The sequence below is a fragment of the Streptomyces sp. TP-A0356 genome (genome assembly GCF_001417775.1).
Taxonomy (GTDB): Bacteria; Actinomycetota; Actinomycetes; order Streptomycetales; family Streptomycetaceae; genus Streptomyces.
The window spans coordinates 549,103-571,046 of sequence record NZ_BBZJ01000012.1 but is presented as its reverse complement, the minus strand read 5'-3'; the positions used below and the strand labels follow the sequence as shown (position 1 = coordinate 571,046).

The 21,944-nt window shown below is 71.9% G+C and carries 20 protein-coding genes; 11 read left to right on the top strand and 9 right to left on the bottom strand.

Annotation, left to right across the window (positions count from 1 at the left end):
- Positions 1-14: 14 nt before the first annotated feature.
- On the bottom strand, positions 15-1,190 hold the full coding sequence (locus ASC56_RS02530; RefSeq protein WP_055489441.1) for a glycosyltransferase: 1,176 nt from the start codon (positions 1,188-1,190) through the stop codon (positions 15-17).
- Between the two features lie 58 nt (positions 1,191-1,248).
- On the opposite strand from ASC56_RS02530, the gene ASC56_RS02525 reads away from it, so the two are divergent.
- Positions 1,249-2,034 carry a glutamate racemase gene (locus tag ASC56_RS02525; RefSeq protein ID WP_055489440.1) on the top strand — a complete coding sequence of 262 codons (786 nt, stop codon included), beginning with the start codon at positions 1,249-1,251 and terminating at the stop codon, positions 2,032-2,034.
- A gap of 373 nt (positions 2,035-2,407) precedes the next feature.
- The gene (locus tag ASC56_RS02520) at positions 2,408-2,956 is read left to right on the top strand and encodes a hypothetical protein (protein WP_055489439.1); all 549 of its coding nucleotides are present in this window, start codon (positions 2,408-2,410) and stop codon (positions 2,954-2,956) included.
- A 99-nt stretch (positions 2,957-3,055) separates the two neighbouring features.
- On the opposite strand, the gene ASC56_RS02515 is transcribed toward ASC56_RS02520, so the two are convergent.
- Positions 3,056-4,180, bottom strand: coding sequence for an O-antigen ligase (locus ASC56_RS02515; RefSeq protein WP_055489438.1), 1,125 nt, complete (start codon positions 4,178-4,180; stop codon positions 3,056-3,058).
- A 197-nt stretch (positions 4,181-4,377) separates the two neighbouring features.
- Here ASC56_RS02515 and lnt point away from each other — a divergent pair, with 197 nt between their 5' ends.
- From lnt to ASC56_RS02495, 4 genes are all read left to right on the top strand, one after another.
- Positions 4,378-6,039, top strand: coding sequence for an apolipoprotein N-acyltransferase (lnt, locus tag ASC56_RS02510; protein WP_055489437.1), 1,662 nt, complete (start codon positions 4,378-4,380; stop codon positions 6,037-6,039).
- A gap of 9 nt (positions 6,040-6,048) precedes the next feature.
- Positions 6,049-6,528: an NUDIX domain-containing protein gene (locus tag ASC56_RS02505; protein WP_055489436.1), complete on the top strand. Its 480-nt coding sequence runs from the start codon at positions 6,049-6,051 to the stop codon at positions 6,526-6,528.
- A gap of 54 nt (positions 6,529-6,582) precedes the next feature.
- Positions 6,583-7,386, top strand: coding sequence for a 3-hydroxybutyrate dehydrogenase (locus ASC56_RS02500; RefSeq protein ID WP_055489435.1), 804 nt, complete (start codon positions 6,583-6,585; stop codon positions 7,384-7,386).
- Positions 7,387-7,454: 68 nt separating this feature from the next.
- Positions 7,455-9,380: a GAF domain-containing protein gene (locus ASC56_RS02495; RefSeq protein ID WP_055489434.1), complete on the top strand. Its 1,926-nt coding sequence runs from the start codon at positions 7,455-7,457 to the stop codon at positions 9,378-9,380.
- A gap of 116 nt (positions 9,381-9,496) precedes the next feature.
- Here the strand turns inward: ASC56_RS02495 and ASC56_RS02490 are convergent, their stop codons facing one another.
- Positions 9,497-10,885, bottom strand: coding sequence for an MFS transporter (locus ASC56_RS02490; protein WP_055489433.1), 1,389 nt, complete (start codon positions 10,883-10,885; stop codon positions 9,497-9,499).
- 365 nt (positions 10,886-11,250) lie between these two features.
- Here ASC56_RS02490 and ASC56_RS02485 point away from each other — a divergent pair, with 365 nt between their 5' ends.
- Positions 11,251-11,946 (top strand): hypothetical protein, encoded by a 696-nt coding sequence (locus ASC56_RS02485; RefSeq protein ID WP_267887601.1) that lies wholly within the window; start codon positions 11,251-11,253, stop codon positions 11,944-11,946.
- An 86-nt stretch (positions 11,947-12,032) separates the two neighbouring features.
- On the opposite strand, the gene ASC56_RS02480 is transcribed toward ASC56_RS02485, so the two are convergent.
- The 6 genes from ASC56_RS02480 to acs all read right to left on the bottom strand — a co-directional run bounded on the left by ASC56_RS02480 (position 12,033) and on the right by acs (position 17,766).
- A complete protein-coding gene (locus ASC56_RS02480) occupies positions 12,033-12,299 on the bottom strand; it encodes a hypothetical protein (protein WP_055489431.1) in 267 nt (88 codons plus the stop codon).
- 73 nt (positions 12,300-12,372) lie between these two features.
- Positions 12,373-13,203 (bottom strand): 3-oxoacyl-ACP reductase FabG, encoded by an 831-nt coding sequence (gene fabG, locus ASC56_RS02475; RefSeq protein ID WP_055489430.1) that lies wholly within the window; start codon positions 13,201-13,203, stop codon positions 12,373-12,375.
- Entirely contained in the window at positions 13,200-14,264 is a 1,065-nt protein-coding gene (locus ASC56_RS02470; protein WP_055489429.1) for an alpha/beta fold hydrolase, read from the bottom strand. The genes fabG and ASC56_RS02470 overlap by 4 nt, the downstream gene beginning before the upstream one ends.
- Complete coding sequence (locus tag ASC56_RS02465; protein WP_055489428.1) at positions 14,261-14,608, bottom strand: hypothetical protein; 348 nt, start codon at positions 14,606-14,608, stop codon at positions 14,261-14,263. The genes ASC56_RS02470 and ASC56_RS02465 overlap by 4 nt, the downstream gene beginning before the upstream one ends.
- Positions 14,608-15,813 (bottom strand): beta-ketothiolase BktB, encoded by a 1,206-nt coding sequence (bktB, locus tag ASC56_RS02460; protein ID WP_055489427.1) that lies wholly within the window; start codon positions 15,811-15,813, stop codon positions 14,608-14,610. Before bktB ends, ASC56_RS02465 begins: the two co-directional genes overlap by 1 nt.
- 27 nt (positions 15,814-15,840) lie before the next feature.
- Complete coding sequence (gene acs / locus ASC56_RS02455) at positions 15,841-17,766, bottom strand: acetate--CoA ligase (RefSeq protein WP_371330028.1); 1,926 nt, start codon at positions 17,764-17,766, stop codon at positions 15,841-15,843.
- 287 nt (positions 17,767-18,053) lie between these two features.
- On the opposite strand from acs, the gene ASC56_RS02450 reads away from it, so the two are divergent.
- Genes ASC56_RS02450 through ASC56_RS02435 form a run of 4 tightly spaced genes read left to right on the top strand, consistent with a single transcriptional unit; the run spans position 18,054 to position 21,923 of the window.
- Positions 18,054-19,127, top strand: a complete 1,074-nt coding sequence (locus tag ASC56_RS02450) for a sensor histidine kinase (RefSeq protein WP_063784906.1) — start codon at positions 18,054-18,056, stop codon at positions 19,125-19,127.
- The gene (locus tag ASC56_RS02445) at positions 19,124-19,900 is read left to right on the top strand and encodes a LytTR family DNA-binding domain-containing protein (protein ID WP_055489425.1); all 777 of its coding nucleotides are present in this window, start codon (positions 19,124-19,126) and stop codon (positions 19,898-19,900) included. Before ASC56_RS02450 ends, ASC56_RS02445 begins: the two co-directional genes overlap by 4 nt.
- Entirely contained in the window at positions 19,897-20,244 is a 348-nt protein-coding gene (locus tag ASC56_RS02440) for a hypothetical protein (protein ID WP_055489424.1), read from the top strand. Before ASC56_RS02445 ends, ASC56_RS02440 begins: the two co-directional genes overlap by 4 nt.
- Positions 20,241-21,923: a cation acetate symporter gene (locus tag ASC56_RS02435; RefSeq protein WP_055489423.1), complete on the top strand. Its 1,683-nt coding sequence runs from the start codon at positions 20,241-20,243 to the stop codon at positions 21,921-21,923. The genes ASC56_RS02440 and ASC56_RS02435 overlap by 4 nt, the downstream gene beginning before the upstream one ends.
- Positions 21,924-21,944: the final 21 nt, after the last annotated feature.

Here is a 21,944-nt window from a genome sequence, read left to right as displayed (position 1 = left end):
TGCGACCGGCCCGCTCACTGCTCGTCCAGCGCCGTGTCGGGGCGCGCGTAGGTGCGGCCCTTCCAGGCCGCACCGCGCCCCCGGTAGTGCTGCACCGCCGAATCGACCGTCATGAGGAGATACAGGATCGCGGTGACCGGCAGCAGCGGCGCGAGCCACGGCGGCTGCCGGTAGTAGCGCAGCATCGGGACGTACGTGGCCGTCATCACCAGCTTCGCGAGCCCGCCGCACACCAGCGCCAGGGTGTCGCCGGTGACAAGCCCGGCGACCAGCGCCACGCTCGGCACGAGGTACACGAGGGTGAGTCCGAGCACCGTACCGACGAGCAGCAGCGGACTGTGACGGAGCTGGGCGTACGCACTGCGCGAGACCATCCGCCACAGATCGTGCAGCCGCGGATACGGGCGCACGCTGTCCACGCGGTCGGCGAGCCCCAGCCAGATGGCGCCGCCGCAGTTCTTGACGGCACGCGCGAGCGCCACATCGTCGATGACGGCCTGCCTGATGGCGTCGGGGACCCGGGCGCGCTCGGCGGCGTCGGCGCGCAGCAGCACGCAGCCACCCGCGGCGGCCGCTGTCCGCGATGTCCTCGTCGAGACCCACCGGAAGGGATACAGCTGCGAGAAGAAGTACACGAAGGCGGGTACGACCAGCCGCTCCCAGGCGCTCTCCACGCGCAGCCGGGCCATCTGCGAGACGAGGGCGAAGCCGCCGGTCTCCGCCGCCGCGACCAACTCCCGCAGGCTGTCGCGCGCGTGGGCGATGTCGGCGTCCGTCAGGAGCAGATACTCCGGTGCACGCGCGTGTGCCAGAGCCATCCCGTGCCGTACGGCCCACAGTTTGCCGGTCCAGCCGGCGGGGGGCTCGCCGGGGGAGTCGACGGTGAGTGGCAGCCCGCCGTGCCGCTGGGCCAGCTCATGGGCGAGCTGCCCGGTGCCGTCCGTACTCCCGTCGTCGATCAGGAAGATCTCGGCGTGTCCGGGGTAGTCCTGCGCGAGCAACGACGGAAGGCTGTGCGCGAGTACCGCGGCCTCGTCCCGCGCCGGCACGACCACACAGACGGAGGGCCAGGCGTCGGGCTCCCCGCGCGGTGGCAGCCGCAGATCCGTACGCCAGAAGAAGCCCTGGCCGAGCAACAACCACAACCAGGCGGCCAGTGACGCGACGGCGATCCACGCAAGGGCACTCACCCGTCGCAGTCTGCCCCACCGAGGAGGTCGGTTGGGGCCCATCGTCTATGGTTGCCGGGTGAAGATCGCGCTCATGGACTCCGGAATCGGACTGCTGCCCGCCGCCGCCGCGGTACGGCGTCTGCGGCCTGACGCAGATCTCGTACTCTCCCTGGACCCGGACGGGATGCCCTGGGGCCCACGCACCACCGAGGACCTCACCCGGCGTGCCCTGGCCGTCGCCGAGGCCGCCGCCGCCCAGGGACCCGAGGCGCTGATCGTCGGCTGCAACACGGCCTCCGTGCACGCCCTGCCCGCCCTGCGTGCGCTCCTCGAACCCGGTGTGCCGGTCATCGGCACGGTTCCGGCGATCAAGCCGGCCGCGGCGGGCGGCGGTCCGGTCGCGATCTGGGCGACCCCCGCCACCACCGGCAGCCCCTATCAGCGGGGCCTGATCCGGGAGTTCGCGGACGGGGTGGAGGTCACCGAGGTGCCGTGCCCCGGCCTCGCCGACGCCGTGGAGAAGGCGGACGAGACGGCGATCGACGCCGCCATCGCGGCCGCCGCGGCGCGCACTCCGGCCGAAGTGACGACCCTCGTCCTGGGCTGCACCCACTACGAGCTCGTCGCCGAGCGCATCCGCGCCGCCGTCCAGCAGCCCGGCCGGGCGCCGCTCGTCCTGCACGGTTCCGCCGGCGCGGTGGCCGCGCAGGCGCTGCGCCGGATCGGAGCGAGCCCGGCGCCGGAGGCTCCCGCCACCGCCGGGGTGACGGTCCTGCTCAGCGGACGCGAGGCGGCGCTGCCGACCGCGGCGCTGGCGTACGCGGAGGGCAGGCTGCTGCAGGCGGTCGGTCAGACGCGGTAGGGGAGGCGGGGGGCGGCGAGTCGGCGGGCTGAAGGGGTCAACGGTTGTTGGTCAACGCGTGTTGGCCAACGGGTGTCGGTCAACGGGTGTCGGTCAACGGTTGTTGGTCAACGGGTGTCGATCAATGGTTGTAGGTGACGAGCATTGGTCTACAGGTGTTGGTCAACGGTTGTCGGTCAACCAGCGTTGGTCAACCGGCGTTGGCCAACAAGTGTTGGTCAACGACGGTGGTCAACAGCTGTTGGCCCACGCTCACCCGCCCCGCGCCCCCAGCGTCACACCCCCGATGCCGCACCCTCCACCCTCTTCGCCTCCACCCGTCGACTCCCCGCATCTCCGTACCCGTGCTGCGGAACATGGGTACTCTCAAGGCATGAGGGACCACCTCCACGGCGACAAGACGGCGCCGCACCCCGAGGTCTGGACGGGGCGCGCGACGAACCGGGCCCAGTGGCTGGCCGCGCTCATAGGCGCCGCCTGCATGGCGCTGGGGATCGAACTGGCCGTGGACTCCGCATGGACGTCCGGCATCGTCCCCCTGGTGATGTCCGTCGTGGGCTGCATCGCGGCGGGCCTGCTGGTCCTCTTCGGCACACTCGCGTTCGTGCATGTCGCCGTGAAGGTCGACAAGGACTGCCTCGAGGTACGCTGCGGCCACATCGGTCTGCCGCGCCGCCGTATCCCTCTCACACACGTCGCCGGCGCCGAATTCGTCCCCCGGGTCACCCCGCGACAGTGGGGCGGCTGGGGTTACCGCTGGCGGCCCGAGAAGGGCACCGCCGTCGTCGTACGACGTGGCGAGGGCGTCGCCCTGCGCCTCTGGGACGGTCACACCTTCACGTTCACCGTGGACAACGCGGAGACGGCGGTACGGGTCATCCGTAACCGGTTGCACCCCAGCCTTCCCGGCGCCACGCACTGACCGCTCGGGATCACACCTCCCGCTTCTTCCTCTGCTCGCTGTACAGAGCTCCCTATACATACAGCCTTATACATGCAGCCTTCTCCCTGTACATAGCGCTCACGGTTGCGGCGGCCCGCCCCACTCGGACTCCCGCCCGGGCCTCCCTTCGCCGTTCAGGGGATGCGCGGTCGCGATTCCGGCCAGTAGCCCCGCTCCCGCCGTCACGGTCGTGAAGCTCAGGGCGTTGCCGACCGACGCGATCACCGCGAGCACCGTCAACGCGGCGCCCGCCGTGAGCGCGATCGGCGTGGCGCGCCATGTGCGCCACAGTGCGTACAGGAGCCAGCAGAAGACCGCCGCGAGCAGAGCCACGCCGATCAGCCCCTGCTCGGAGGCCTGCTGCAGTGGTGCGGAGTGGGGCTTGCCGTCGGGCAGGAGCGACTGGGTTGCCGTTGGGCTCAGCTCGCCGAAACGCCCGGGGCCCGCGCCGAGTGCCGGTTCCTGGCGGGCCAGCGCGAGCGCGTCGTGCCAGAGCAGGGCCCGGTGCCGGCCCAGTTGGCCCTCCAGAAAGGTGTCGAGGCCGCCCGGCAGTACGTTCGCCGAGATCGCCCAGGTCGCTCCCGTCACCACGGTCGCCACGAGCGCGAGCGCGGCCAGCGCGGGGGCGCGGCGTCTGGTGCGGCCGACGGCGAGGGAGCACAGCAGTACGCCGGTGGATGCCACGAGACCTGTCGTCGAGCCGAGCGCCGCCGCGACCACCGCGATGCCCGCGGCCAAGACCCGCAGCGCGAGGCGTGGCGCGGAAGCGCGGGCCGCCCATGCGCCGCAGCATGCCGCCCCCGAGGACAGCGTCAGCAGTGCGGCGACGGCGCCGGTGTGCCCCAGCGGCGCGAGAGACTGCGAGCCCGCCGTGGCGTGCGGGGCAGCGACCGCGAGCCCGAGGCAGGTGACGGCGCCCGCGGCAGGTGCGGCGACCGGCAGGAGCGCCCCGAAGATGCGCCCCGACGCGAAGCCGGCCGTGACCGCGAGCACCGCGAGAAGGACGCCCTCGGGTCTGCCGCCCCGTGCGGCGGCCGTGATCAGCGCCCAGGCCGCGCACGCCCCGAGCAACAGGGCGCCGGTCGCATCCGAAACGTTTCGTCTCTCGTCTTCCGTGTCCGCGGCCCCGGCCGCGGACCGCGTCCCCGTGGACCCCACCCCGTCGCCCCCCTGTGACGGGCCCCCGCCCGTCGCGGGCCGCATCCGGCCGCACGTCGGAGGCTCGGGCACACGGTAACGGGTGATGCGCCGGTTTGTGGACGAGTTGCGCAGGAACGACACGACAGAAGGAACGACACGACAGAAGGGTGGAACAAGGCGGTGGAAGAGCGGGCACAACGCCTCAGGTGCGAAGCGGCCCGAGCTGTCCGCGGTTTCGTCACGCGCCGTAGACTCCCCGGGTGACCGTCACCGCAACTTCCGTGGGCGAGCCGGAACAGCTCGAACCCCTGGCCGCACCCGCGCCTCGTGGTGCCCACCGGGTGCGGCGCCTCGTTCCGGCCGCCGCCGCGTCGCTCTCCGGAGTGCTGCTCTACGTCAGTTTCCCGCCCCGGACCCTGTGGTGGCTGGCCCTGCCGGCCTTCGCCGTCCTCGGCTGGACCCTGCGCGGCCGCAGCTGGAAGGGCGGACTGGGCCTCGGCTATCTGTTCGGGCTCGGCTTCCTGCTGCCGCTGCTCGTGTGGACCGGTGTGGAGGTCGGCTCCGGCCCGTGGCTCGCGCTCGTCGCGGTGGAGGCGATCTTCGTCGCGCTCGTCGGCGCGGGGATCGCACTGGTCTCCCGGCTGCCCGGCTGGCCGGTGTGGGCGGCGGCCCTGTGGATCGCGGGAGAGGCGGCACGCGCACGTGCGCCCTTCGACGGCTTCCCCTGGGGGAAGATCGCCTTCGGACAGGCGGACGGTGTCTTCCTGCCGCTGGCCGCGGTGGGCGGTACCCCGGTGCTCGGCTTCGCTGTGGTGCTGTGCGGCTTCGGGCTGTACGAGATCATGCGCCTCGCCGTCGAGGGGCGCCGCACCGGGGGCGTGCTCCGGCGCGGAGCGGCCGTCGTGGCGGCGCTGAGCGTCGTCGTTCCGGTGCTGGGCGCCGTCGCCGCGCGCTCCCTGGTCAGCGACAAGGCCGAGAACGGCACCGCGACCGTCGCCCTCGTCCAGGGCAACGTGCCGCGCTCCGGACTCGCGTTCAACGCCCAGCGGCGTGCCGTTCTCGACTACCACGCGCGCGAGACCGAACGCCTGGCCGCGAAGGTCAAGGCGGGCAAGGTCCCGCGGCCCGACCTCGTGCTGTGGCCCGAGAACTCCTCCGACATCGACCCCTTCGCCAACGCCGACGCGGCCACCGTGATCCAGCGAGCCGCCAAGGCGATCGGCGTGCCCGTCTCGGTCGGCGGTGTCGTGGAGCGCGGCGGCAAGCTCTACAACGAGCAGATCCTGTGGGACCCGAACAAGGGCCCCGTCGACACGTACGACAAGCGGCAGGTGCAGCCGTTCGGCGAGTACCTCCCGCTGCGCTCGCTGCTCGGTGCCATCAACGCGAACTGGACGTCGATGGTGCGCCAGGACTTCAGCCGGGGACAGAAGCCGGGCGTGTTCACCATGGCGGACGCCAAGGTCGGGCTCGTCACGTGCTACGAGGCCGCCTTCGACTGGACGGTGCGCACCACCGTCACCGACGGAGCCCAGCTGATCTCGGTGCCCAGCAACAACGCCACGTTCGACCGCAGCGAGATGACCTACCAGCAGCTGGCCATGTCCCGCATCCGCGCGGTGGAACACAGCCGCACCGTCACCGTGCCGGTGACCAGCGGCGTCAGCGCCATCATCATGCCGGACGGGAAGATCACCCAGCGGACCGGGATGTTCGTGGCCGACTCACTGGTCCAGAAGGTTCCACTGCGCTCCTCCGAGACCCCCGCCACACGGCTCGGCACCCTGCCCGAGACGGTCCTCGTGCTCGTCGCGATCGGCGGACTGGGCTGGGCGCTGGCATCGGCGGCGCGCGGTCGCCGCGACCGGGGTGCCGGTGACGTCGCCCTCGAAGAGCCAGAGGTGACGGAACCGGCCCGTTAGGGTCGCTCCATGGCTATTCCCGAATTCATCCGGACCCTCAGGGCCTCGGCCGGTCATCAGATGCTCTGGCTCCCCGGGGTCACCGCCATCGTCTTCGACGACGACGGCAGAGTGCTGTTGGGGCGCCGTACCGACACACGCAAGTGGTCGGTGATCGGCGGGATACCGGAACCTGGTGAGCAGCCTGCGGCCTGTGCCGTGCGCGAGGTGTACGAGGAGACGGCCGTGCGGTGCGTGCCCGAGCGGGTCGTCCTCGTGCAGGCCCTGGACCCCGTGACATACGCGAACGGCGACAACTGCCAGTTCATGGACATCACCTTCCGCTGCCGCGCCGTCGGCGGAGAGGCGCGGGTCAACGACGACGAGTCGTTGGAGGTCGGCTGGTTCACGGTGGACGCGCTGCCGGAGCTGAACGAGTTCGGGGTGCTTCGGATCAAGCAGGCGCTCTCGGATGCACCCACATGGTTCGACCCCACCTATCCGCTGTGAAGTATGGGCGGTGAACACATGGGGTGGTGCCTGGGGACTGCCTAGAGTCGAGATATGACCGCGCCCCACCACCCCCTTCCGGCCCCCCACGCCCTCTCCCTCGACCTGGGCGGACGCACCGCCCTCGTCACCGGTGCCGCCGGCGGTATCGGCCGCGCGTGCGCGCTGCGGCTGGCCGCCGCCGGGGCCAAGGTGAGAGCGGTCGACCGGGACGCCGCCGGACTCGATGCCCTGGCCGGCGCGGCTCACGGCCTCGCGGGCAGCGTCGAGCCGCACGTCCTCGATCTCACCGACCTGGACGCGGCCGAACTCGCCGCCGTCGGAACCGACGTCCTCGTCAACAACGCCGGGCTCCAACTCGTGCGTCCGCTGGAGGAGTTCCCGCCCGATGTCTTCCACACCGTGCTGACGGTCATGCTGGAGGCGCCGTTCCGGCTCATCCGCGGGGCGCTGCCGCACATGTACGGACAGGGCTGGGGGCGCATCGTCAACGTGTCGTCGGTCCACGGCCTGCGCGCATCCGCGTACAAGTCGGCATATGTCGCTGCCAAGCACGGTCTGGAAGGGCTCTCGAAGACCGCCGCCCTGGAAGGCGCGCCGCACGGGGTCACGTCGAACTGTGTGAACCCGGCGTACGTGCGTACGCCCCTCGTCGAGAAGCAAATCGCGGACCAGGCAAGGGCGCACGGCATCCCCGAGGAGCGCGTGCTGTCCGAAGTACTGCTGCAGGACAGCGCCGTCAAGCGACTGATCGAACCGGAGGAGGTCGCCGAGGCGGTGGCCTATCTGTGCAGCCCGGGGGCATCGTTCATCACCGGTACGTCGCTGGTCCTCGACGGCGGCTGGACGGCGCACTGAGCGGGGCCATGCCACAAGTTGTCCACAGGGCCGACGGCCCCGGCCCGGCGGTGGGCCATCCTGGGGGCATGTCTCGCGATCACGTACAGTCCGCGGAGCGCCTCGGCACCGGTGCCGAGGCGCCGTTCCTGGAGCTCCTGGCCCGGGGCGCGTCGGCCGACGCGTACGAGCAGCCGGTGCTGCTCGCCCGCGCCGAGGGCCTGCCGCCGGAGCGCGTCGCAGCGCTTGAGCAGGCCAAGCGGCTCGCGCTGCGCGTGCGCGCGGAGATGGAGGGCAGACGCCGCCGTGAGGCGGAGCTGTCCGCGCTCTTCGAGACCGCCCACGACCTCGCCGGGCTGCGCGACCTCGACGCCCTCCTGCAGGCGATCGTCCAGCGCGCCCGGTCGCTGCTGAGCACCGACGTCGCGTATCTGACGCTCAACGACGAGGCCGCGGGCGACACCTACATGAGGGTCACCGAGGGCTCGGTCGCCGCCCGCTTCCAGCAGCTGCGGCTCGGCATGGGCGAGGGGCTCGGCGGACTCGTCGCCCAGACCGCCCGCCCCTACGTGACGCCCGACTACTTCGGGGACGACCGCTTCCAGCACACGCGGACGATCGACTCGGGCGTGCTGGACGAGGGGCTCGTGGCGATCCTCGGTGTCCCCCTGATGATCGGCGCGCAGGTCATCGGGGTGCTGTTCGCCGCAGACCGCCGTTCCCGGGTCTTCGAGCGCGAGGAGATCGCGCTCCTCGGCTCCTTCGCCGCGCTGGCCGCCGCGGCCATCGACACCGCGAACCTGCTCACCGAGACGCGTTCGGCCCTGGACCGGCTCGCCCGGGCCAATGAGATCATCCGCGACCGCAGCGCGGTCATCGAGCGCGCGTCGGACGTCCATGACCGGCTCGCCGAACTCGTCCTGCGCGGTGGCGGCGTTCACGACGTGGCCGCTGCGGTCTCCCAGGTTCTGCACGGCACGGTCGAGTTCAGGGAGGCGGACACGGCTCCGGCCGCGGCCCTGGAGGCGTCCCGCGCCGAGGGCCACGCCGTACGGCACGGGGACGACTGGATCGCGGCGGTGGCGGCCGGCGGTGAACTGCTCGGTGCGCTGGTGCTGCGCGGCCATCCGGGGCTCGACCCCGTCGACCAGCGCACGCTGGAGCGCGCCGCGATGGTCACCTCCCTGCTGCTGCTCGCCCGCCGCTCGGCCGCGGAAGCCGAACAGCGCGTCCGTGGAGAGCTGTTGGACGATCTCCTCGACGCCCGGGACCGCGACCCACGGGTGCTGCGCGAGCGCGCCGCCCGGCTGCGGGCCGACCTCGACGCCACCCATGTGGTGCTCGCCGCCCGCCTCGACGTCGAGGCGGCCGACGCCGACGAGGAAGCGGCCGCACGCCGCCGGCTGTGGTCCGCCGCGTCCCATCTCGCGGCCACCCGGCACGCACTCGCCGCCGCCCGCGACGGCGGTACGGTCCTGTTGTTGCCCCTCGCCCCGGGCGACACCGCGACCGACCTCGCCCGCCGTACTGCCCGGCAGCTGGGCACCGCCGTGCACGAGAGGGTGACCGTCGGCGCCTCCGCGCCCGTCGAGCGCCTCGCCGACCGCCCGGAGGTGGTGGCGGCCGCCTACGCGGAGGCACAGCGCTGCCTCGACGCCCTGCGCCTGTTGGGCCGCGCCGGGGACGGGGCCGCCGCCGAGGACTTCGGTTTCCTGGGGCTGCTGCTCGCCGGGGACCGGGACATCGCCGGCTATGTCGAGCGCACGATCGGCCAGGTCGTCGCCTACGACGACCGGCGCGGCACCGACCTCGTACGCACCCTCGACGCGTACTTCACCTGCGGGATGAGCCCGGCACGCACCAAGGACGAACTGCACGTCCATGTGAACACCGTGGCGCAGCGCCTGGAGCGAGTGGGCCGACTCCTCGGCGACGACTGGCAGAGCCCGGCCCGCGCCCTGGAGATCCAACTGGCGCTGCGTCTGCACCGGTTGTCGTCGATACCCAGAGGCTGACCGTCCGTACGGCGCGGGCCGCGGCAGGCGCACCGGCACAAGGGTGCCCGACCACGACGACAGACGTGCGTCGGCCCCGCACGCAGAGTCGCGGGGCCGATTCGGGGGACCGGGGCTCAGGCGGTACGCGCGTCGGCCGCCCGTGTCCCCGCGGGCTCCGTGTCGGCCGAGGCGTCGACCTGGGCCAGGTCGCGGTCGCGGGTCTCCTTCGCGACGCCCACCGCGATCAGGGTCAGGACGGCCGCTGCGATCACGTACAGGGCGATCGGCGTGGAGCTGCCATAGTCGGACAGCAGGGCGGTCGCGATCAGCGGCGCGGGCGCGCCGGCCGCCACGGAGGCGAACTGGGCGCCGATGGACGCCCCCGAGTAGCGCATGCGGGTCGCGAACATCTCGGAGAAGAAGGCGGCCTGGGGTGCGTACATCGCCCCGTGCAGCACCAGACCGATGGTCACCGCGAGGACGAGATCGCCGAAGCCGCCCGTGTCGATGAGCCAGAAGAACGGGAACATCCACAGGCCGACTCCGGCCGCGCCCAGCAGATAGACGGGTCGGCGGCCGATCCGGTCGGAGAGCGCGCCCCAGGCCGGGATGACGGCGAAGTGCACGGCTGAGGCGATGAGGACGGCGTTGAGGGCCGTCTGCTTGGAGACACCGGCCGACGTGGTGGCGTAGACGAGGATGAAGGCGGTGATCACGTAGTAGCTGATGTTCTCCGCCATGCGCGCGCCCATGGCGATCAGCACGTCCCGCCAGTGGTGACGCAGGACGGACACCAGCGGCAGCTTCTCCGCGTCACCGCCCTTGGTGGCCCTACGGGCCTCGGCCTGCGCCAACGCCTGCTGGAACACAGGCGATTCATCGACAGACAGACGAATCCACAAGCCGACGATCACCAGTACTCCGGACAGGAGGAAGGGAATGCGCCACCCCCAGGAGCCGAACGCGGCGTCCGAGAGCACGGCGGTCAGCAGCGACAGCACACCCGTGGCGAGGAGTTGCCCGGCCGGTGCGCCGGTCTGCGGCCAGGAGGCCCAGAAGCCGCGCCGCCGCGCATCCCCGTGCTCCGACACGAGCAGCACGGCGCCGCCCCACTCGCCGCCGAGCGCGAAGCCCTGCACCAGACGCAGCGTGGTGAGCAGGACCGGTGCGGCGGTACCGACCGTCGTGTGCGTGGGCAGCAGCCCGATCGCGAAGGTCGCCCCGCCCATCAGCAGCAGACTCAGCACCAGCAGCTTCTTGCGCCCGAGCCGGTCGCCGTAGTGCCCGAAGACCAGGGCACCGAGCGGACGGGCGGCGAACCCGACCGCGTAGGTGAGGAACGACAGGAGCGTGCCGACCAGCGGGTCGGAGCCCGGGAAGAACAGCTTGTTGAAGACGAGCGCGGCGGCGGATCCGTAGAGGAAGAAGTCGTACCACTCGATGGTGGTGCCGATGAGGCTGGCGGCGACGATGCGCTTGAGGTTGCCGGGTGTTGGGGGAGCGGATGCTGCTGCGGAGGCCATGTGCGCCACTTCCTCGGGTGCGGTGGGGACGGGTGGGTGTCGGCACACCGTAGGAACATGCAGGTCAGGCGCACATGTGGCGGGGCAACATAGTTCGGGGGTCGGCTATGCGCGCGGCCACCATGCCGACTCACGGAAGGGCGGTTCAGGGCCTCGCAGGTGGTCGAAACGACTGGCATCCGGGACCCGTAGTTCGGGGTGAATTGACGGTGCGGTGCTGGATCACGTGCTGGTTTTGTGCTGACCAAATAGCCCACGTCATCACCCGTCTTCACCTCTCCCGTGCTGACTTGGTGCTGACTACGCTCCGTTGAACTCCGACATCTGGGGTTGAACGACCCGGAGGGGTGACCGGGCCGAGAGGCATGGCTTCGCCACTCAGCCTCTGTGGACACGGGCAAGGGCGCTGCGGCCATGCGCCGACCGCCGTCCATCGCGCGATGGCCGCGGCGATGGACACGGCCGTCGAGCGCATCGCCGCCTTCCAGCGCGCCGCCCGTGAGAACGGCGCCACCGACCGGCCGTGCTGGCCGGTGATCGTGCTGCGCACCCCCAAGGGCTGGACCGGCCCGGCGAAGGTCCACTGTGCCCGCGGTGCCGGTATCTGGGAGTGGGCCGGCACCGAGGACGGCACGCGTGAACCGGACGTGGTGCTCGGCTGCGCGGGCGACGTTCCCATGACCAGCGAGGAACACCCGCACGGCATGAGCGACTTCGAGTTCGACGGACTGTTCACCGCCGACAAGCCGGTGATCTTCGCCTACCACGGGTACCCGTGGCTGATCCACCGCCTCGCCTACCGGCGCACCGGCCACCGCAACCTGCACGTACGCGGCTACAAGGAGATCGGCACCACGACCACGCCGTTCGACATGGTGGTGCGCAACGACCTGGACCGCTACCGGCTGGTCATGGACGTCATCGACCGCGTTCCTGGACTGGCGGTACGTGCGGCTGCCGTACGCCAGCGCATGGAGGACACCCGGCAGCGCCACCATCTGTCGATCCGCGAGCACGGGATGGACCTGCCGGAAGTGGCGGACTGGACCTGGGACGGCTGAACGCCGTACGAAGGGCGGAGGCCTTCGGCACAAGCGGAAGCCGGTGGCCTGCACGGCGGCGGCCACCGGCTGGGGAGTGCCCCGGCTCAGCCCAGGAGCTGACGGAGCACGCCGAGTGCGACGGCGTTGAGCTCCTTCGTGAGGCCGGTCTGAGTGCGCACGGTGTCTGCGGCCCACTCGGCACCGGCCTGCGAGGTCTGCTCCTGGGCGCGGACCGCGGCGACCACCGACTTCTCACAGGCGTCGACGACGGCGATGCCGGTCTGCTTGACGGCGTGACGGCACCTGTCCTGGATGTCTGCCAGGTCGCGTACGGCCGCGTCGAAGCCGGCGCCGTACTCTTCTGCTCTCATGCCTTGCATGAATACCTCCTGTGGGTGGTGGATGGCCCTTCTCTCGCGGGGGCGCGGGAAGGGAGTCGACAGTTCACATGTCGAGGCCTCCGTTGACGCCCCAGACCTGCCCGGTGATGTAGGCGGAGGCGTCGTCGGTCAGGAAGCGCACGAGCCGGGCCACTTCCTCGGGGCGGCCGAGCCGGCCCAGCGGGACCTGGCCGACGATGCGGTCGAGCACCTTGGCCGGGATGTGCTCCAGCATGTCGGTGGCGATGAAGCCGGGGGTGACGGCGTTGACGGTGATGCCGGGCCCGTAGGGGTCCTGGTGGCCGGACTTGGCCAGCTGGAAGGCGGCCTCGCGGGCGAGGGTCTTGGTGAGGCCGAAGAGGCCGGACTTGGTGGCCGCGTAGTTGGCCTGGCCGATGTTGCCGGTCTCGCCGATCACCGAGGAGATCATCACGATCCGGCCCGACCCCTGCTCGACCATGCGGCCGAGCGCCGCCTGCGCGAGATAGAAGGGACCGGAGAGGTTGACGTCCAGCACCTGCTGCCAGTCGTCGTCGGTCATGCGGGCCACCGTGCGGTCGATGGTGATGCCGGCGTTGTTCACCAGGATGTCGATACGGCCGTGGCGTTCGACGACGTCGGCGACCAGGCGGCGGCATTCGTCCGCGGAGCTGACGTCCGACTGATGGGCGGTGACCCGCTCGTTCTCCGTTCCGAACTCGGTGCGGCACTCGTCGAGGAAGTCGCTCGCGCGGCGGGCGTTGCCGGCGTAGGCGGCGGCGACCGTGGCGCCGGCGCCGGCCAGGCTGCGGCTGATGGCGGCACCGATGCCGCGGGTGCCGCCGGTGACGAGTGCGACCCGGCCCTGAACGCTTTGGCCGGCGGTGGTGGTGGCGAAGGGGGCGGTGATGGTCACGAGGTGCTCCTTGCGGGGGTGGGGGTCGAGCGGACGGTGAGCCAGTCGGCGATGTCGGGCCAGATCCGGTCCCGGGCCTTGGAGCCGGCCATGAGGCCGATATGTCCGCCCGGGCGGTCGAAGTGGGTGACGTCGGTGGAGCCGACGCGGTCGAGGAAGGGCACGGTGCCCGCGCGCGGGGCGATGTGGTCGTCGGCCGCGGTCACCACGAGGACGGCGGCGTCGATTCTCGCGGGGTCGACCCGGCGGCCGCGCAGCCGGAGTGTGCCTGCGGCGAAGCGGTTGTCCTGGTACAGCCAGGTGATCCACTCCCGGTAGGCGCGTGCCGGGAACGGCGGATTGTCGGCCACCCAGCGTGCCATCGACTGGAACGCCTCCCGGTCGACGGTGCCCTGCTCCACCTGGTCCCACAGCCTGCGGTAGGTGGTCACGTAGTTGCCCACCGGCTTGAGCATCTTGTTCGCCCAGTCGATGGCGTGGCCGGGGATGACCCGCAGGTCCGCGAGTGTGGTCACGTCGTAGGTGTCGGCCGTGACCCAACACCGATACACGCTGCCCTCGGTGTCGTAGGGCATGGTGAGCAGGACGGTGTTGACGACCGGGCCGCCCGGGTGCAGTGCCGCGTACATCGCGGTGAACGCCGCGCCCATGCACCAGCCGACCAGGGACACCCCGTCGCTGCCGGAGCTGCGCAGCACCCGGCGTACGGCCCAGTGCAACTGGTCGCAGACGTAGTGCTCCAGGCCCCGGTCGGCGTCCTCCTCGTCCGGGACGCCCCAGTCGAGCAGGTAGACGTCGAACCCCTCGGCGAGCAGGAACTCCACGAAGGAGTTCCCCGGCCTGAGGTCGAACACGTCCGGCCGGTTGATCAGCGCGAACACCAGCAGTACCGGGACGGGGTGGCGGCGCCGGTCGCTGCGGTAGCGGTAGAGCGTGGTCGTGCGGTGGGTCCACACGACGTCGCGGGGGGTGGCCGCGACGTTCGCCTGGTCCGCGGTGAGGATCAGGTTGACTGCCTCGGCCAGCATCCTGGCCGGACGCAGGGGGTGAACGGTGGTCATGGTCCCGCCTCCTCATCGGCCGACCGGTCCGGGAGCTGGTCGCGCAGGTCCTCGACCTCTTGGAGTACGCGTTCCAGCTTGTCCTCGGTGCGGGCGAGTTGGTGGCCCAGCCGGGTCATGTCCGCCCGGCCCGCCAGGCGCATGTTGCGTAGCATCAGGTCGCAGGTCTCGCCGCTGATGCGGGTGAGGGCGGCGAAGTTGCCCGCGGTCAGGCCCAGCAGTTCGGCGAAGGCGCTGCCCGAGACGAGCTGCTCGGTGGCCTCGGCGGCCTGCTGCTCCATGGCCTCGTACCAGTCGCGGAACGGCTTCCGGGTCCAGTCGCCGAACGGGCTGTGGGCGGCCATCACTGGTCTCCTCCTTCACGTTCGAACAGGGCGGCGATGCCCTGGCCGCCGCCGATGCACATGGACACCACGGCGTAGTGGCCGCCGATGCGGCGCAGTTCGTGCAGGGCCTTGACGGTGAGGACGGCACCGGTGGCGCCGACCGGATGGCCGAGGCCGATGCCGCTGCCGTTGGGGTTGGTGCGCTCGGGCGGCAGGCCGAGTTCGCGGGTCACGGCCAGGGCCTGGGCGGCGAACGCCTCGTTGACCTCGTAGACGTCGATGTCGTCGACCTTCAGGCCGGTGTCCTCCAGCAGGCGGCTGATCGCGGGGGACGGTCCGATGCCCATGTAGGCCGGCTCGACTCCGACATGGCGGTAGGCCACGAGGCGGGCCAGCGGCTCCAGGCCGTGCTCGGCGGCGACGCCCGCGTCGGCGAGGACGACGGCCGCGGCCGCGTCGTTGATGCCGGAGGAGTTGCCGGCGGTGACGGTGCCGTCGGGCTTGAAGGCGGGGCGCAGCTCGGCGAGGTCGGCCTCGGTGATGCCGGGGCGGGTGTGCTCGTCGGTGGTGACCCGGACCTTGCCCTTGCGGGTGGGGACCTCGACCGGGACGATCTGGTCGGCGAAGCGGCCCTCGGCCGTCGCGGCGGCGGCCCGGTGGTGGCTGGTGAGCGCCAGCTGGTCCTGGTCCTCGCGGGAGACCTCCCAGCGCTCGGCGACGTTCTCGGCGGTGATGCCCATGTGGACGCCGTCGAAGGGGTCGGTGAGCGCCGCGACCATGGCGTCGAGCATCCGGCCGTCCCCCATCCTGGCGCCCCAGCGGGCCTGTGGGAGCCAGTAGGGGCCGCGGCTCATCGCCTCGGCGCCGCCGCCCACCGCGACCTGGCAGTCGCCCAGTGCGATGCCCTGGGCGGCCGAGACGAGAGCCTGCAGGCCGCTGCCGCACAGCCGGTTGACGTTCATCGCCGGGACCGACACCGGCAGTCCGGCCTGTACGGCGGCCACCCGCGCCAGGTACAGGTCGCGCGGTTCGGTGGGTATGACGTGGCCGAAGACCACCTGTCCGGTGTCCTCGGGGGTGAGGCCGCTGCGCTGCAGCGCCTCGCGGGTGACCAGGGCGGCCAGGTCGGCCGGGGGGACGTCGGCGAGCGCGCCGCCGAACCTTCCGACGGGGGTGCGGACCCCGCTCAGGGCGACGATGCCGCGCTTGCTGTGCTTCTGCATGGGGATGCCAGTTCTCGAGTAGGGCGGTCAGTGGATGGGGTGGGTCACGGCGGCGGTGAGGGCGGCCATCACGTCCGGTTCGCCGAGCGTCGTCACATCGCCGGTCTCCTGGCCGGTGAGGAGATCGCGCAGCAGGCGGCGCATGATCTTCCCGGAGCGCGTCTTGGGCAGGTCGGCGGCCCAGACGATCCTCTTGGGGCGGGCCAGCTTGCCGATGCGGACCGCGATGTGCCGGCGCAGCTCGGTCTCCAGTGCCGCGTCGCCCGGGCGGCCGCCGGCCGGCGTCACGAAAGCCACCACGGCCTGGCCGGTCAGCTCGTCCGGGATCGCGACCACGGCCACGTCGGCGACGGCGGGATGGGCGGCGACGGCCGACTCCACCTCGGCGGTGGAGAGCCGGTGGCCGGAGACGTTGATCACGTCGTCGGTGCGGCCGAGGATCCAGAAGCAGCCGTCCTCGTCCAGCCGGGCGGCGTCGCCCACCAGATAGGTGTCCTTGCCGAAGCGGGAGAAGTAGGTGACGAGATACCGCTCGTCGTCCCCGTACAGGGTGCGGAGCATGCTGGGCCACGGCTCGGTGAGGGCCAGGAGCCCGGTCCCGCCGGTGACCGGGGTGCCATCGGCGTCGAGGAGTTCGGCGGACACGCCTGGAAGCGGCCGCGTAGCCGATCCCGGTTTGGTGCCGGTGGCCCCCGGCAGCGGGGCGATCATGATGCTGCCGGTCTCGGTCTGCCACCAGGTGTCCACGACCGGGCAGCGGCCGCCGCCGATCACCCGGTGGTACCAGTGCCAGGCCGTCGGATCGATGGGCTCGCCGCAGCTGCCCAGCAGCCGTAGCGACGATAGGTCGTAGCGGCCCGGCAGCTCCTCGCCCCAGCTCATGGCGGCCCGGATGGCGGTGGGAGCCGTGTACAGCTGGGTGACGCCGTAGCGCTCCACCAGCTCCCACCAGACGCCTTTGTGGGGGTGGTCGGGCGCGCCCTCGAAGAGCACCGAGGTGACGCCGTTGAGCAGCGGGCCGTAGACCAGGTAGCTGTGGCCGGTGATCCAGCCGATGTCGGCGGTGCAGAACCAGACGTCCCGTTCCGGGGCCAGGTCGAAGACGACCCGGTGGGTGTAGGAGACACCGGTCAGGTAGCCGCCGGTGGTGTGGACGACGCCCTTGGGCGCGGCGGTGGATCCCGACGAGTAGAGGATGAACAGCGGGTGCTCGGCTGGCAGCGGCACGGCGGGGCACTCCGGATCGGCCGCGGCACACAGGCCGGCGTACCAGCTGTCACGGCCGGGCCGCATGGGGCACGGCGCCTCGGCGGCGCCGACCACCACGACATGTTCCAGGTCCGGCAGGGTCTCCAGGACCTCCTCCAGGGCCTGCTTCACCGCGGTAACACGGCCCTTGCGGCGGGCGCCGTCGACGGTGACCAGGGCCTTGGCTCCGCAGGCCGCCATCCGTTCGCCGACCGCCTGCGGGGCGAAGCCGCCGAAGACGACGTTGTGGAGGGCGCCGATCCGGGCGCAGGCGAGCATCGCCACGATGGCCTCGGGGATCATCGGCAGGTGGATGCCGACCACATCGCCGGCGGTCACGCCGAGTCCCTTGAGCGCGTTCGCGAACCGCTGCACCTCCTCGAGCAGCGCCGCGTACGTGATCGTCCGGGTCTCGCCCTCCTCGCCGTGCCAGTGGTAGGCGACACGGTCGCCGCGCCCGGCGGCCACATGGCGGTCGAGGCAATTGGCGGAGGCATTGAGCGTGCCGTCGGTGAACCAGCGGTAGAAGGGTGACTCGGTGTCGTCCAGCACGGTGGTGAACGGCTTGTCCCAGGACAGGCGGCGGCCCTGTTCCGCCCAGAAGCCGAGCCGGTCGGCGGCGGCCTGGGCGTAGAGGGCCTCGGTGTCCATCTGAGGACGTGGTGGGAAGGTGGCCGGCGCGGGGAGGGTTCCGGCTGTCGTCAGCCGGTCGCTCTGCGGAAGCGGGTACGGATGCGGAGTGCGGTCCGTCACGGTGTTGCTCCTCTTTCCGTGGGGGTGGTCGCGGCTCCGCCGGTTCGGTCCTCTGCGGTCCTCGGTCCTCTGCGGTCCCGGGCGGAATGCCTGGTTCCGACCCTGCGCCTGCCGTCGCCACGCTGGAAGGGCCCTACGACGGGCCGCGCTCCGGACGCGACGAGCGGTCCCCGCGGCGCGACGAACGGCCGCCCGGCCGGTGCACGGCACGGCGGACCCCGGGGTCGTACGGTGAGTACGTGATCGGTGTCCACTCGCCTGGGATCAGGCATCGGCGTCATCCGCTCAGAGCTGGCGGCGCCGACGTGGCCGCGGTGCTGCGGTCGGCCTGTGAGATGGTCTCCGAGCTCGCCGAGGGTCTGACGCCTCAGGCCGCCGACCGCGTCGCACGCCGGGCCCGCAAGCTGCTAAACGCCGACGGGGTCGTCCTGTGCGACCTGTCCGGCCCGCTCGGTACCGCCGGGAAGGTGCACGAGGACGTGCGCGAGCTCGCGGAGTGGGCTCTCGCCGGAGGCCGCCCGGTGCGGGGCGGCAGCGCCGTCGCCGCGCCGCTGCTCACCGGTGCGGAGCCCATGGGGGCGCTGGTGGTGGCCGGTGACGAGGTCGTGGCCGAGCAGGTGGAGGCGCTCGCGGACTGGCTCGGCGAGGCCTTGGAGCGGGCCGTCCTGGGCCTGGCCCGAGAAGAACTCGCCCTGGCCGAGCTCCGCCGGCTGCGCGCCCAGATCTCGCCGCACTTCCTGTACAACGCGCTCTCCGCCATCACGTCCTTGGTGCGTTCCGACCCGGAGCGAGCCCGGGACCTGCTCGTGCAGTTTTCCGAATTGGCCCGCTACGCCTTCTCCGGGCGTGGGCAGTTCACCACCGTCGCCGAGGAGTTCCGCGCAATCGAGGTGTACCTGCAGCTCGAACGGGCCCGCTTCGGCTCCCGGCTGTCCACCTCGGTACGGGTCGCGCCCGAAGTCCTCCCGGTGACGCTGCCATTCCTCACCCTTCAGCCGCTGGTGGAGAACGCGATCCGGCACGGCATCGAGCCGCGGCCGGGGGGCGGGACGGTGACCGTCGCCGGCGCCGCCGTAGGCCCCGACTGCACCATCACCGTCGAGGACGACGGCGCGGGCATGGATCCGGAGCTGGCGGAAGCGGTGCTGTCCGGTCGAGGCGAGCGCTCCGGAATCGGCCTCGCCAACGTCGACCAGCGGCTTCGTACCCTGTACGGCCCGGAATACGGGCTGGTCGTGGAGACCGCGCCCGGCGCCGGCACTCGCGTTGCTTTCCGGGTGCCGCTGTCCTCTCCGGGGATGGCGACGAGATGACGCGGGACCTGTCCGTACTGGTCGTGGAAGACGAGCCACTCAGCCTCGACGAACTGGTGCACCTGCTGCGCGGCGCCCCCGGTGTGGGAGAGGTGGCCGCGGCCCCCGACGCGATGGCCGCGCTCAAGCTGCTGCGGCACCGGGAGTTCGACGCGGCCTTCCTCGATATCGGCATGCCCGGCCTGGACGGCATGGAACTGGCCGCGGTGCTTTCCCGGCTGGCGCGGCCACCGGCCGTCGTCTTCGTCACCGCCTCACAGCAGCACGCGGTCGACGCCTTCGGGATCGGAGCCGCGGACTACCTCCTCAAGCCCGCCTCCGCCGGACGGGTACGGCAGGCGCTCGACCGGGTCCGGCAGGCTCGCGCCGCCCCCGTCCTCCCTGCCACAGAACCACCCGAACCGACCGGCGAGCTGGCCGTGCTCGAAGTGGAGTCGCAGGGGCGCACCCGCTACGTGCGACGGGAGCAGGTCCGTTTCGTGGAGGCGCACGGAGACCATGTGCGACTGGACACCCGGGACGGGCGGTTCCTGGTCCGCATGCCACTGTCCACACTCGAACACAGCTGGGCCCCGGCCGGCTTCCTGCGGGTGCACCGGGGCTACCTGCTTGCCTTGCGTGCCGTCGAGGACCTGCGGACCGATGCCGTGGGCCAGCTGGTCGCGCACACGGCCGGCGGTGACGTCCCGGTCAGCCGCCGCCACGCGCGACAGCTGAAGGAACAGCTGTTCGCCGCGGCCCGGGAAGGCCGGATCGGCGGGGTGCGGCGATGAGCCGACCGCGCCGCGTGGCGGTGGTGAGCCCCCAGACCCGGCTGGCCCTGGCCAGACGCTCGGCGGCTGGCCGGCACCTGGTCCTGCCGCCCGATTTCGACGCACACGCCGCCCGACGCGCATATCTGCGGCAGCGCCGACTCGCCGCTCTCACAGTGCTGGCACTGGCCATCCTGTTGCTGGCCCTGCCGCTCCTGATCGCCACTGTGCCGCAGCTGGGCATGGTCCGGCTCGCCGGCATCCCGCTGTCCTGGCTGCTGGTTGGCGTGTTCCTCTATCCGCTGCTGCTGCTCGCCGCGCTGATCCTGCTACGCCGTGCCGAGCGTGCGGAGCGGACGCGATGACCATCGCCCTGATCTCCCTGGTGGCGCTGGCCGCGTTGGGGATCGGGATGTTCAGCGTGCGGGTGGTACGCAGCACGGGCGACTTCCTGGTCGCGGCCCGCAGTGTGTCCCCGGCGCTGAACGGAGCCGCCATCGCGGGCGAGTACCTCTCCCTTGCCTCGTTCCTGGGCGTCGCAGGCCTGGTGCTGGAGAGCGGTGTCGGCGTGCTCTGGTTTCCGGTGGGCTTCACCGCCGGTTTCCTGGTGCTGCTCGTCGCGGTCGCGGCGCCGCTGCGGCGCTCCGGTGCCTACACCGTGCCCGACTTCGTGGAGAACCGGCTCGCATCGCCGCTCGCCCGGCGCTTGGCGGGGATGGCCGTGTTGCTCATCGGCTGGACCTATCTGGTGCCGCAGTTCCAGGGCGCGGGCCGCATCCTGGCCCGCTTCGGCGGTGTCCCGTACCCGCTGGCCGTAGTCCTCGCTGGGACCGTCGTGGCCGTGACCGTGGCGCTCGGCGGCATGCGCTCGGCGACCTACGTCCAGGCCTTCCAGTACGCCGTGAAGCTGTTGTTCCTGGCGGTACCCGCACTGGCACTGATCATCGCGGTCGGGTCCGCGGGGCGGTCCGCGGCCGTCCACCCGGAGCGGGGCACCCACTTCGCGCAGGCCACCACCGTCGAGTTCCATGCGCCTGCGGTCCTTGAGGTACGTGCCCCGGTCAGGGTCACCGTCGACGGCCGGCCGTCGACCTGGGCACCGGGACGCCACGCCGTCGCGGACGCCACACGTGTGCGCTTCCCCCGAGGGGCCACGGTTCCCGAGGTGCGCGGCGGCGCTGAACTGGGTGGCGCGGACTGGCGCACGCCCCTCCTCCACCTGCCCGGTGGCGCACATGCCCTGTTCCAGACATGGTCGCTGCTGGTGGCCACGGTCCTGGGGACGGCGGGCCTGCCGCACATCCTCGTACGACTGCACACCAGCCCGGACGGCGCGGCTGCCCGCCGTGCGGTGGTGGTCACCCTGGCCCTGCTCGGCCTCTTCTACCTTGCTCCGGCTGCGTACGGGCTGCTGGGCCGGACGGTGGTCCCGCAGCTGTACCTCACCGGGCCTACCGACACCGTGGCCCTGGTCCTGCCCGCGGCGGTGCTGGGGCCGCCGTGGGGCGCCGCGTTGTCGGGGGTCGTAGCGGCCGGCGCCTACGCGGCATTCCTGGCCACCTCGTCCGGGCTGCTGCTGGTGGTCGCCGGGGGCATCGGCCATGACCTGCTCACGGGCTCACTGCGCGATCTACGGGTGACAGTCGGGGTGGGGGCCGCAGTGGGGGTGCTGTTGGCGCTGCCCGCCCGCTCGCTGGAGATCAGTGTCGTGGTCGGCTGGGCTTTCGCCATCTCCGCGTCCACGCTCTGCCCCCTGTTGCTCCTCGGTATCTGGTGGCGCGGGCTGACGGCAGCCGGTGCCGGTGCCGGAATGGTGGCCGGCGGGGTATCGGCCACGGGCGCTGCGGTGGCCTCCGCGCTGGGCGCGGCCCCTGCGGGCTGGCCCGAGGCCCTCCTGCTGCAACCTGCTGCCTGGTCGGTGCCGCTGGCCTTCGCGGCCATGGTGATCGTCTCCCGGCTCGGGCGGCCGCCCGCCGGTGCGGAGGACCTCATGCTGGCGATGCACGTGCCCGAATCCGCGGAGCCGGTCCGGCGTGGGCCATGACGTCTGCCTGACATCCGCCGT